Genomic DNA, 12856 nt, shown 5'->3' on the forward strand with positions numbered 1-12856 from the left:
ACTAATAGACAAAGATGTACGCTGTTAATTATATATAAGTAGCTTATTTCTTGACAGTACGTTTATTGCCGCTTGCCTGCCAGCCTAGTTTTTCTACATTAAAATATAGCTCTTTTTGATGTAATTCATTTGGTTCTTCTAAGATAATTTTGTCAGTGCCACTAGAAAGATCTCGATTTTTAACAGTCAAACCAAGTGTTTCCATATAGATCTGTTCATCACCAATGGAAATAACAACAATGGCGGTTTTGGATGTTTTACCATCTCCGCTTTTTTCAAGGACTTCTAATAATTTCTCGAACTTATTAAGCCATTTTTGAGATTCAGCCTGCTGACCCAGATTATCGTAGGCATAATGCAAGCCAAAAATGTAATTCATATTAAATGGAGACTTTTTGATTCCCTCTTTACCTACTGCAATCGCCTTTTGGTAGTCTTTGGCTGCAATCAGTGCATTAAACTCTTTTTGGCGAAGGTCTTTCTCATAAGGATCGTAAGTGGGTTGTTGGGTGAATCCATAATATAAATGTTTGTACTGTTCATGTGTAAGTGTTGTGTCATTCTTTTCGTATCTGGACAGCAGTACCGGATAAAAATAAGATGAAGATGATGTTGAGATATTTTTGTATATATCTGTAAAATTAACATTGGAGATTTGCTGTCCATATCCTGTGTATAAAGACAAGCAAATGAATAAGAGGCTGAAAGTGAGGTTGCGTTTCATACAAATATAGTGTTTTTTCATTTCATACGTACATACACTCAAAAAGATACTGTAGCCGATAAACCATACTATTATCCGTTTGCCATAATTATTAGTAAGCTAGCAGGTTTTTTAGTAACTAGGAAGTTAATATATAAGAGATGTAATAAAATTTAATACTCAACGAGTTGTTGACAATGCTATTGGGTAAGATACTATTATTTATATCAACTGGTATATACTAAACGTAAAACCTAAGAAAATGAATCTGACTGAGAATATTAAAGAGGGACTGCGTTCTATTCAGGGAAATTTACTGAGGACGATTCTGACAGCTTTAATCATCACTATCGGCATTACCGCCCTGGTTGGGATCTTAACTGCTATTGAAGGAATAAGAGCACAGGTAGATAGTAGTTTTTCGTCGCTTGGGGCAAATTCTTTTACACTGGAAGGGACAAGATGGTGGAGAAGACAAAATGCAGGCAGAAATGAAAAAATATATCCGCCATTGGAGTATCGGGAAGCCAAGAAGTTTATGGAAGAATATACTTTTTCCCCAACTGTCACGGTGAATACAATGGTGTCAGGGAATGTAGAAGCCAAATACCTTTCCAAAAAAACTAATCCCAATTCCCGTTTGATGGGAGGTAATAACCAATATATAGCTATTAAAGGATATAAGTTGTCTTCTGGCCGTGAATTTTCGAATCCAGAGATGAAATACGCAGGTTTGGTTGCAATAATAGGCAGTGAAGTACAATCTACTTTATTTGATAAAGTAGATCCTCTTGGAAAAGAAGTTGTTGTAAAGGGACTACGTTTTAAAGTGATTGGAGTTTTGGAAAAGGCTGGCGGTATGTTTGGAGGGGGAGGAGCAGACCGTACCATACTGGTACCTCTGGAGACTGCGCGTAAAGTACCTACTAGTTTTGATCTTACCTATGATATCACTGTTTCAGTGCCTAAAGTAGAAGATCTGGATGAGGCAATAGGAGAGGCAACAGGACTAATGCGGGCTATCCGACATGACCGTCCCGGACAACCTGAATCATTTGAGATCGAAAGTAGCGGATCATTGAGAGAAGAACTGGATGGTATAACAGGTGCATTAAAAATAGGAGGGGGAGTGATAGGATTTGTTACATTGCTTGGTGCTGCTATTTGCCTAATGAATATTATGATGGTTTCTGTGACGGAACGTACACGTGAGATCGGAATACGTAAAGCATTAGGAGCAACTCCTTTACGTATTAGACAACAGTTTTTAATTGAAGCTATTGTGATTTGTCAGCTGGGAGGGATCGCAGGTGTGCTTCTGGGTATTTTGGTTGGTAATGGAATGTCTAGTTTGTTAGGGGCTAATAATTTTGTGGTTCCCTGGTTCTGGATGATACTAGGTCTGATCGTTTGTGTTACTGTAGGTTTGATCGCTGGATATTATCCAGCATATAGAGCTTCCAAGCTTGATCCTATTGAGTCTTTACGTTACGAATAAAAACTATATTTTTATAAAAAGAGTGTTCTGAATACGTATTCAGAACGCTCTTTTTATAGTATCGGAGTAAAAGCTATAAGAACTGATCAATATCTCCGAGCCCTTCTCTAATTACTTCTATCTCATCCCTTGTACAGTCTACTACAGTTGAAGCCACATTATTGCCATACCCTCCATCAATTACGATATCTACAAGATGCTCGTATTTTTCAAATATAAGTTCAGGATCAGTAGAATACTCTATAATTTCATCATCATCTTTCACAGAGGTTGTAATAATTGGATGTCCCAGTTCTTTTACAATCATACGTGGTATATTGTGATCTGGTACACGGATGCCAACTGTTTTTTTATTAGAGTGGAAAATTCGGGGAACATCATTACTGGCGCGTAAAATAAAAGTAAAAGGACCCGGCAGTGCCTTTTTCATAAGTTTGAATACAGGAGTGTCTACATTCGCATATTCAGCGATGTGACTAAGGTCATTACAGATAAATGAAAGATTTATCTTTTGAGGTTTAATGCCTTTGATATGGCATATTTTCTCAACTGCACGCTGATTATGAATATCACATCCCAACCCATATACAGTATCTGTTGGGTATATGACAAGTCCTCCATCACGCAGACATTCTACTACCTGTAGAATCTTTCGTAATTCAGGATTTTCTGGATGGATCTTTATGAATTGTGCTGACATAATTACGTATATATAATCTTGTTTACAGTTACTGATAAGTTAAACTGTAAATTATAGGATTGTTTTCAGCTATAGAGCCGAACTATTCAAAATTAACCTATTATATGTGTACAGACAAAAACCATACAAACTGTTTTTGGAGCCTGAACGAAAAACCATACTTTTGTTGTTGATTCTGAGTTGCTCTATAATTTAGAAGTCATATTTATTATTATAAAACCACAAAATCTTGCCGCTATGGCACAACCAAAAAACTGGAAGATAGGTCTTTTTCTCGCAATAGCGTGTATATTTATCACTGTTGCATTCTATGCATATCAGGTTACGCAAACTGCTAATTTACAAGTAGACAAAGAAGATACCTTTTTATATATACCTTCAGGGGCTGTGTATCAGACAGTAATGGATTCTCTGAAACAGAGGAAGATTATTCAGGATGAGCTTTCCTTTAGCTTTCTGGCTAAACTGCTCAAATACCAGGAAAGAGTAAAGGCTGGTCGTTATCGTATCAGAAAGAATATGGGTAATCTGGCTGCAATCCGTATGTTACGAGCAGGCTTACAAGACCCTGTAAAAGTTACGTTTAACAACATTCGTCTAAAAGAGGAATTGCCGGGTAAGATCTGTAAAAATCTGGAGGCAGACTCTGTAGCATTTGCAGCGTTGATTAGTGATCCTGAATTTGTAGGTAAATGGGGGTTTGATACAGTCTCTATTACGACCATGTTTTTGCCCAATACCTATCAGTTTTACTGGAATACCTCTGCTGAAGAAGTGCTGGAACGTTTACATAAAGAATATAAGAAGTTCTGGACAGACGAACGAAAAGCAAAAGCAAAGGCTATAGGTTTTAGTCCTGTGCAGGTAACAGTTCTGGCTTCTATTATTGAGGCGGAGACTAATAAGAATGATGAGAAACAACGTATGGCTGGTACGTATATCAACCGATTGACAGCAGAAGAGACTAATCGTCGGCTACAGGCAGATCCAACATTGAAGTTTGCTTTGAAAGATTTTGGTATTAAACGGATTCTGAATGTACACAAAGATGTAGAATCTCCGTACAATACATATAAGTATCCTGGACTTCCACCCGGTCCTATTAATTTGCCATCTATTCCTTCTATAGATGCGGTGTTGAATTACGAGAAAAATAACTACTTGTATTTCTGTGCTAAAGAAGATTTTTCAGGCCATCACAACTTTGCTGTCACTTATAAAGACCATTTGGCAAACGCTAGGTTATATCAGGCAGCATTAGATAAGCGGAAGATTATGAAATAATAAATTTCACATAAAAAGATGGCAGTTGAATTTTCAACCGCCATCTTTTTATTTTTTACCTGTACTGCCATATCCTCCAGTACCCCTCTGGGTTTCACTAAGATTATCTGTTGCTTCCCACCGTACTTGCTGATAAGGTGATACAATCATCTGAGCAATACGCTCTCCATGCTCTACTACAAAGACTACATCGGATAAGTTAATCAGCAGAACCATAATTTCGCCACGGTAATCGGCATCAATAGTGCCTGGGCTATTTAATACAGTAATACCATGTTTGAGCGCCAAACCACTACGGGGGCGGATCTGTGCTTCATAACCCTCTGGTAGTTCAATAAATAATCCTGTTGGAACCAGTTTACGCTGACCAGGTGGTAAAGTAATAGCTTCTGTAAGATTAGCCCGTATATCCATTCCAGCAGAATGTTCTGTCTGATAACTGGGTAGATCGTTGGTAGATTGATTAATGACTTTAACAGAAACGGTTTGCATGAATATGTTTGAGTTGTAAATGAATAATAACGAATTCAACTTTAAGGCTCTCGAACGTTATTTTTTGTTTGCTAGAGAAGTGATGCGTCTAAGTGGAATCTTTTCAAAATAAATTACAGCTGCTAGGAATGTGAAGGTAACAAGCAGATGAAATAATGCTGCCAGCCACTCTGAAGAGAATGTTATCAGAGGAACCACAAGGATAAGTAAAGCAGCACCAGTTAAATAAGCAATAGCTGAGAAAATAGAATAGGGTACAGGAAAATATTTATCGCCTAACAGATAAGACGCTACGGTCATCGCTGCACAAGACAACAAAAATGCTAGAGCGCAACCCATATACCCAATATAAGGGATCAATACAATATTCAGAATAATATTTACTCCTGCCCCCATAAATGTAAGCCAAGTACCATAATATGTTTTATCGGTTAATTTAAACCATACACTAAGATTATAGTATACTCCTAATAATAAGTTACCCAGTAGGAGAAAGGGAACTACTGCCAGACCTTCACGATATTCAGGACGACGTAAAAACAAGGGGCTGATCCAATCAAGGTTTACACTGATACCAACCCACAATACGCTACAGGCGATAATAAACCATTTCATTACTAATGCAAAAGTTCCGGGAGCATTCTTGTCTGCACTTTGGCTAAAGAAGAAAGGTTCGGCTGAATAACGAAATGCCTGTACTACCACATTCATTAGAATAGATAACTTGTAGCAGGAACCATAAATACCTAATGCAGCCTGAGAACTGCGACCAGGATAAAAACCTTTTGGTAGAAAAGAATCAAATGTAAGGCGATCAAATAACTGATTGGCTGTACCTGCTAGTCCCATAATCAAAATAGGATACCCATAGAGCCATACAGGTTCAAAAGACTTCCAGTTAAACTTAAATTTGAAATCGCGGAATAAATCCCACAAAAGGGGAATAAATGCCACATTGGCAATCAGATTTGACAAAAATACATAACCTATCTTGAAAGAGGGAAAATAGATATAGCTGATGGCAGGCTTTAGAAAGACCAAAAAGTTTTCTTCATAAATATTACGACAAAACCATAGGAAAAAGACATTCAAAAAAACATTCAGAAGAATGTTGACCATACGGACAAATGCAAACCTACGAGGTCTTCGTTCCAGCCTAAGTCGGGCAAATGGGATAGAAACGATTCCATCCAAAGCTACCACAATAGCCATGATGACAATGTATTGTTCTTGTCCCGGATAACCTATTAAGTTAGCAATAGATCCTGCAAACAGAATAAAAACAAGGCTAAAAAAAACTGAGACAGAGATAACTGCACTGAAGATGAGATTGTAATAGGATTTAAAATTATCACGTGAGGCAAAACGGAAAAACGAAGTTTCCATTCCAAACGTGTATACAATCTGAAGAAATGCGACATAGGTAAACAATTTGATTTGAATACCTGATTCTTCTGCAGTAAATGCAACGGTGTGTAAACTGACCAGCAGAAAATAAATAGACCGCCCAACAATGCTGGGCAGTCCATATAATGCGGTTTCTCCGGCAAGTCTTTTTAAAACTGACAATTCGTATCGTAATTTATAATCCTAGCTAATACAACAACGCCTCTTGCTTACCGTCCCTGGAAGTTAGCAGGGCGTTTTTCCAGAAAGGCTCTGGTTCCTTCTTTAAAATCTTCTGTCTTACAACAGATGCTAAAGGCGTTGGCTTCTGTCTGGTAACCATTCTCATCCTTATTGAAAACGGCATTTACACATTCAATTACCATTTCAATGGCTACAGGTGCTTTGGATAATATTTTGGTTAGCAGTTCTTCTGCTTTTGGGAGTAATTCTTCCTGTGTGGCAACTAAATGGTTTACCAGGCCATATTGATGTGCTTCCTGTGCTAAGATCATATCTCCTGTCATCATCCATTCCATTGCTTTGGATTTACCCACCAGTTGAGTCATACGTTGTGTGCCTCCATATCCTGGAATGATGCCCAAATTTACTTCTGGCTGCCCAAATTTTGCTGTTTCGATAGCAATTCGTAAATGGCAGGCCATTGCCAGTTCACACCCTCCGCCAAGAGCAAATCCGTTTACTGCTGCAATAACAGGCTTAGGGCTGTTTTCAAGTAGTGCAAATATTTCCTGGCCGTTTTCGGCAAACTTTCTGCTATTTACTTCATTCATTTCCATGAACTCAGAAATGTCTGCTCCTGCTATAAATGCTTTGTCTCCTGCTCCAGTTATAATAATACCTCGAACTGTGGGATTCGCATACACATCCTGCATTACCTGTTTTATTTCTTTTAAGGTTGCAAGATCAAGTGCGTTTCTTTTTTCGGGGCGATTTATTGTTATTATCAGAATATTTTCTTTCTGGCGAATGTCCAGATTCTGGAGTTTTTTCATAAAGGCAAAATCCTGTGTCATAGTTGACAGATACGTTTTGTTAATGGTTGTTTTTAACCAGAAATCACTTCAAAGGAATAAAAAATCCATTGCTTTTCCCAAAAAGGAATCAGTAATTTGGATCAGTTAAAATTGGAATAAATAACAAAGGGATTCTGAAAGTAGTTTCAACCCTTCTTTTCTGTTATTCTGGTCCACTAAATTTCTATTATTTTATTTTCTAAACAAACTAAGTTATGGCCAATAAAACCCCAATTACGGTTGCATATGGTGATGGCATCGGTCCGGAAATTATGCGGGCTGTTTTGCGTATACTGGATGCTGCGGGAGCACAGATTGCTCCTGAAGTAATCGAAATCGGTGAAAAAGTATATCTGAAAGGTGTAACAGCGGGTATAGAAGAGTCTTCATGGGAAAGTTTGCGCCGTACAAAAGTGTTTCTTAAAGCTCCAATCAGTACTCCACAGGGAGGAGGTTATAAGAGTTTAAATGTGACTACCCGTAAGTCATTGGGATTGTATGCCAACGTACGTCCAGTACAGGCTTATCATCCGTTTGTAGATACATTGCACCCTCGTATGGATCTGGTGATAGTTCGTGAAAATGAAGAGGACTTGTATGCAGGCATCGAACATCAGCAGACTGACCAGGTAGTACAATGTTTAAAGATCATTAGTCGGCCGGGTAGTGAGAAAATCATTCGCTATGCGTTTGAATATGCTCGAGCTTATGGTCGCAAGAAAGTGACTTGCTTTACCAAAGATAATATCATGAAAATGACAGACGGATTGTTTCGTAAAGTCTTTGATGAAGTAGGGCAGCAGTACCCTGATATTGAGAAAGAACACTGGATTATTGATATTGGCTCCGCCTTACTGGCAGATGAGCCAGAGCGCTTTGGGGTGATTGTTACATTGAATCTGTATGGAGATATTATTTCAGATATTGCAGCACAGATTGCAGGGTCTGTAGGAATGGGTGGTTCTGCCAATATTGGTGATCAGTGTGCTATGTTTGAAGCTATCCATGGTTCAGCACCTGATATTTCCGGAAAAGGTATCGCTAATCCTTCTGGGTTGCTAAACGGAGCTATATCCATGTTGGTGCATATCGGACAGGCAGATGTTGCAGCTAAAATACATAACGCGTGGTTATGTACCATTGAGTCTGGAGTTCACACAGGTGATATCTATAAAGAAGGTGTATCTAAAAAGCGGGTAGGCACTGAAGGTTTTGCGGATGCCGTTATTGAGAGACTTGGTCAATTACCACATCATTTCAAAGCCGTAAGCTATCAGACTGCGCCAAAAGATGTACAACCTACCCCATTGAGTTTACAAACAAGGAAGAAAAAGGAACTGGTGGGTGTGGATGTATTTCTAGACTGGACTCAAGGAACAGCTAATGACCTAAGTAAGATTATGGAAGAGATAAAAACTCCTGCACTGAAACTAAAAATGATTTCGAATCGTGGTGTGAAAGTATATCCCGATGGAATGCCTGAAACCTTCTGTTCAGATCACTGGCGTTGTCGATATACAGCCGTCTCTGATCCAATTATAAAACATACAGATATTGTTGAATTACTACAGAAAGTTGGAGAGGCGGGACTTGATTTTATTAAAACAGAGCATCTATATACATTTGATGGTGTAAGAGGTTATTCTTTGGAACAAGGAGAATAAAATCCGATAATAAATATAATTTTTTATGCGTACAGTGATTTTGCGATCCTGTACGCATTTTTTTTGTTCCATATTAAAAAATGTGTTATAGTAACTGATTTATGGTGTGTTTATTTTGATTTTAAGAGTTGTGTGAAATGATTGAGGTACATGTCTAGCAGTTATAGTAAAATTAGTAATTATAGTTTTTATTTGTAAAATAATTATACATTCATTTTGGCTATTGATATATAATTGAAATAAATTTTATATATTTGTGTTATTAATTTATTAATAAAAACAATATTTAACTATGTTAGGAATCTTCTATGATACTAGTTGAAAATGGGAAATATTATTCTATTAGTAACTCATAAATATGTGCGCATATCTAAAGTTTGATATGGTCTATTTAGAGGCAGTCATTTATTATTAAGTCACTATAACTATTTGAAAAACTTAATCCAATTATTCCAGCTTTATGAAACAGAGACTAATATTATTCAGCATTCTTTTAGTTATTGCTCTTATCGCTTGTAAGAAAGAAGAGTTTATGGGTTCATTTGTTGGACATGCTTCATCTTCAGCAAGAGTAATCTCACCTACATCAACCTGCTGCTTAACTAACGGCACTTGGTCAACACAAACGATCTCTACACAAAACTTGAGAGGGAGCTATTTTGTAAGTGCTTCCAAAGGGTTTGCTTTTGGCACAAGTGGCACATTGCTGAGCACCACTAATGGTGGAAGTACATGGAATTCTTCTATCTTAGGAAGTCAGTCTTTCTATAATATGCAGTTTGTGGATGCCAATACAGGTATTCTGATTGGGGCTGGAAGTACAATACGCAAGACAACAGATGGGGGAACTACTTGGAACTTAGTAACTTCTCCTGTTTCGTCGGATTTCAGATGGATAGATTTTCCTACTTCTACAGTTGGCTATGTAGTTGGAACAGGAGGTGCTATCATCAAAACAACAGATGCAGGTTCTAACTGGACAGCTTTGAGCAGTGGAACAAGTAATTATCTGGCAAGTGTATATTTCATAGATGCCAATACCGGCTTTGCAGTTGGAGATGCAGGAACTGTTCGTAAAACTACAAATGGTGGTAGCACATGGTCAACAGTAAGTGTTCCTGTTAGTTCAGATTTTCGTTCTGTTATGTTTTTTGATGCTACTACTGGTTTAATTATTGGATCTGGAGGAACAGTGCTTAAAACAACAGATGGAGGTTCTACCTGGATAAGCCAGACATCCGGTTCAAGTGCTTTTCTAAATTCAGTAAGCATTGTAGATGCATGTAATGCATATGCTGTAGGTCTAAATACGATTCTGAAATCAACAGACAAAGGGGCAAGCTGGCAAGTTATGGATTCTACACATGCATTGTATAGTTCATTTTTCTTGAATTCAACTACTGGTTTCGCTGTTGGCAATTCCGGACTTTTAATGAAGTTTACTGCTACATCAAATTGCTGTATCTATAATGGCACTTGGTCAACACAAATGATCTCTACACAAAACTTGAGAGGGAGCTATTTTGTAAGTGCTTCCAAAGGGTTTGCTTTTGGCACAAGTGGCACATTGCTGAGCACCACTAATGGTGGAAGTACATGGAATTCTTCTATCTTAGGAAGTCAGTCTTTCTATAATATGCAGTTTGTGGATGCCAATACAGGTATTCTGATTGGGGCTGGAAGTACAATACGCAAGACAACAGATGGGGGAACTACTTGGAACTTAGTAACTTCTCCTGTTTCGTCGGATTTCAGATGGATAGATTTTCCTACTTCTACAGTTGGCTATGTAGTTGGAACAGGAGGTGCTATCATCAAAACAACAGATGCAGGTTCTAACTGGACAGCTTTGAGCAGTGGAACAAGTAATTATCTGGCAAGTGTATATTTCATAGATGCCAATACCGGCTTTGCAGTTGGAGATGCAGGAACTGTTCGTAAAACTACAAATGGTGGTAGCACATGGTCAACAGTAAGTGTTCCTGTTAGTTCAGATTTTCGTTCTGTTATGTTTTTTGATGCTACTACTGGTTTAATTATTGGATCTGGAGGAACAGTGCTTAAAACAACAGATGGAGGTTCTACCTGGATAAGCCAGACATCCGGTTCAAGTGCTTTTCTAAATTCAGTAAGCATTGTAGATGCATGTAATGCATATGCTGTAGGTCTAAATACGATTCTGAAATCAACAGACAAAGGGGCAAGCTGGCAAGTTATGGATTCTACACATGCATTGTATAGTTCATTTTTCTTGAATTCAACTACTGGTTTCGCTGTTGGCAATTCCGGACTTTTAATGAAATTTACTGCTAATTAAATAATTGTGTAGTAAGCTTAAATTATAAAATCCTTAAAAGGCTATCATATATGATAGCCTTTTCTTTAGTGAATTTTCCTGAAGACATTTTATTTCAATCTGGAACATTATTATTGTATATATTTGACTTTATTAGATGGCCAGCATGATTATTATCGAAACTCCTCGTCTGATATTACGCCAGCTAGAGCTTGAAGATGACTCCTTTGTCCTTGAACTTTTGAATACTCCTTCCTGGCTACAATTTATTGGGGATAGAGGTGTAAATACACTGGAAGATGCCCGAAATTATATCCGTACAGGCCCTATGGATAGTTACAGCCGATTTGGGTTTGGATTATTATTGATTTTTTTAAAGGGAGAAGATACTCCTATCGGTATGTGTGGCTTGTTAAATAGAGACGTTTTGGATGATCCTGATATTGGGTTTGCCTTACTACCTGTATATGAAGGAAAAGGATATGCATTTGAAGCGGCTTCTGCTGTGTTGGAGTATAGCCACAACGAATTACGACTTAAACGCATTGTTGCTATTGTGATGCGGGAAAACCAGCGATCTGTTTCATTGCTTCAACGGCTTGGCTTCATTTATGAAAAAGATATTGTTTTTCCCTATTCTAATGAAGAGTTGTTGTTATTTGGGTGTCAACTCCTAAATTAGAGCGGTTCATATTTTTTACAATCAAAATCACAGCAAAATTACCCATGGATAGAAGAGTTGTTTTTGACTTCGATATTGAGTTTACCAATGGTGGAGGCATACAGGGACAGGACTTTCGCCTGGATATTGAAAAGGATGAGATATCAGATAAGGAACTATCTGATTATATTGTTGCTGATCTTCGTTTGTTGATGGTTGGAAAGGTCACTATTTTAAATAAATATTATATTGAGGAAAGACACAAACGGAAAATCCATTCAGAAAACACAACAAAGGAATTACTGATAGATTTAAGCCATACTATAGAAAATGGGCTAATTACCTATAAAGGACTTCCTGCACCAATAATATGTGATTATCTGAGTCGTGAAAATTCAAAGCAGTTTTATGAAGAAGGGACACAATTTCAGATTGGTAAAATAGAAATGGTAACCAATACTGGTACTTATCTGGATTGTCCGTTTCATCGGTATGAATATGGGAAAGATCTCTCAGAAATAGAATTAGCTGCATTCACAGATCTGGATTCCATTGTAATTCGCATTCCCTACACAGATACACTAAATATTACCGCAAAGCATCTGAAAGGATATGAGGTTCGGAATCGTGCCGTATTGATCCATACAGGATGGGATTCTCACTGGAATACAGAAACCTATTATGAAAATCACCCCTCACTAACAAGTGATGCTGCTGAATATCTTCGTGATTGTGAGGTAAAGCTTGTTGGTATTGATTCGCACAATATTGATGATACACGAGGTAAAAACCGTCCAGTACATACTATCTTATTAGGTGCCGAAATTTTAATTGTAGAACATCTCTGTAACCTCTCTTTATTGCCAGACGATGGATTTTCATTTAGTGCAATCCCTCCCAAGTTTAAAGGAGTAGGAACTTTTCCTGTACGAGCTATGGCAAAGATTTATACAAAATAGAGTAAGTTTTGCTTTACGCTTTTTTCACAGCAGTGACAGTTTTCTAAGGAATTATTTACTATGCTGGTTAAAATGCTTGCTGACCGGAACTCCGATCACTTTCATTTTTGCGAATAATTCACCGCAAACTTTATTTTGACCAGAACTCTGTTCATTTTTATGTTTGCGCATAACTC

At 37.7% G+C, this 12856-nt stretch carries 11 protein-coding genes; 6 read left to right on the top strand and 5 right to left on the bottom strand.

Features of this window, described 5'->3' with window-relative positions; genetic code table 11:
• Nucleotides 1–43: 43 nt before the first annotated feature.
• Entirely contained in the window at nucleotides 44–724 is a 681-nt protein-coding gene (locus QNI22_RS27595) for a DUF4919 domain-containing protein (protein ID WP_314515804.1), read from the bottom strand.
• Nucleotides 725–965: 241 nt separating this feature from the next.
• On the opposite strand from QNI22_RS27595, the gene QNI22_RS27600 reads away from it, so the two are divergent.
• Nucleotides 966–2201: an ABC transporter permease gene (locus QNI22_RS27600; RefSeq protein ID WP_314515806.1), complete on the top strand. Its 1236-nt coding sequence runs from the start codon at nucleotides 966–968 to the stop codon at nucleotides 2199–2201.
• Nucleotides 2202–2274: 73 nt separating this feature from the next.
• On the opposite strand, the gene QNI22_RS27605 is transcribed toward QNI22_RS27600, so the two are convergent.
• Entirely contained in the window at nucleotides 2275–2901 is a 627-nt protein-coding gene (locus tag QNI22_RS27605; RefSeq protein WP_314515808.1) for an L-threonylcarbamoyladenylate synthase, read from the bottom strand.
• Between the two features lie 237 nt (nucleotides 2902–3138).
• Between QNI22_RS27605 and mltG the strand changes: the two genes are divergently transcribed.
• Nucleotides 3139–4185 carry an endolytic transglycosylase MltG gene (gene mltG, locus QNI22_RS27610; RefSeq protein ID WP_314515809.1) on the top strand — a complete coding sequence of 349 codons (1047 nt, stop codon included), beginning with the start codon at nucleotides 3139–3141 and terminating at the stop codon, nucleotides 4183–4185.
• A gap of 48 nt (nucleotides 4186–4233) precedes the next feature.
• Here mltG and dut read toward each other — a convergent pair whose 3' ends face one another.
• From dut to QNI22_RS27625, 3 genes are read right to left on the bottom strand one after another with little or no spacing between them, the layout of a single operon-like run.
• A complete protein-coding gene (gene dut / locus QNI22_RS27615; protein WP_314515811.1) occupies nucleotides 4234–4677 on the bottom strand; it encodes a dUTP diphosphatase in 444 nt (147 codons plus the stop codon).
• A gap of 57 nt (nucleotides 4678–4734) precedes the next feature.
• Nucleotides 4735–6246, bottom strand: coding sequence for an oligosaccharide flippase family protein (locus tag QNI22_RS27620; protein ID WP_314515814.1), 1512 nt, complete (start codon nucleotides 6244–6246; stop codon nucleotides 4735–4737).
• A 47-nt stretch (nucleotides 6247–6293) separates the two neighbouring features.
• Nucleotides 6294–7079, bottom strand: coding sequence for an enoyl-CoA hydratase/isomerase family protein (locus tag QNI22_RS27625; protein ID WP_314516264.1), 786 nt, complete (start codon nucleotides 7077–7079; stop codon nucleotides 6294–6296).
• Between the two features lie 236 nt (nucleotides 7080–7315).
• Between QNI22_RS27625 and QNI22_RS27630 the strand changes: the two genes are divergently transcribed.
• From QNI22_RS27630 to QNI22_RS27645, 4 genes are all read left to right on the top strand, one after another.
• Nucleotides 7316–8764: an NADP-dependent isocitrate dehydrogenase gene (locus tag QNI22_RS27630; RefSeq protein ID WP_314515816.1), complete on the top strand. Its 1449-nt coding sequence runs from the start codon at nucleotides 7316–7318 to the stop codon at nucleotides 8762–8764.
• A 460-nt stretch (nucleotides 8765–9224) separates the two neighbouring features.
• A complete protein-coding gene (locus QNI22_RS27635; protein ID WP_314515817.1) occupies nucleotides 9225–11081 on the top strand; it encodes a WD40/YVTN/BNR-like repeat-containing protein in 1857 nt (618 codons plus the stop codon).
• Nucleotides 11082–11226: 145 nt separating this feature from the next.
• On the top strand, nucleotides 11227–11742 hold the full coding sequence (locus QNI22_RS27640; RefSeq protein ID WP_314515819.1) for a GNAT family N-acetyltransferase: 516 nt from the start codon (nucleotides 11227–11229) through the stop codon (nucleotides 11740–11742).
• A 44-nt stretch (nucleotides 11743–11786) separates the two neighbouring features.
• The gene (locus QNI22_RS27645) at nucleotides 11787–12680 is read left to right on the top strand and encodes a cyclase family protein (RefSeq protein WP_314515820.1); all 894 of its coding nucleotides are present in this window, start codon (nucleotides 11787–11789) and stop codon (nucleotides 12678–12680) included.
• Nucleotides 12681–12856: the final 176 nt, after the last annotated feature.

The organism is Xanthocytophaga agilis (assembly GCF_030068605.1).
In the GTDB taxonomy this organism is placed as follows: Bacteria; Bacteroidota; Bacteroidia; order Cytophagales; family 172606-1; genus Xanthocytophaga; species Xanthocytophaga agilis.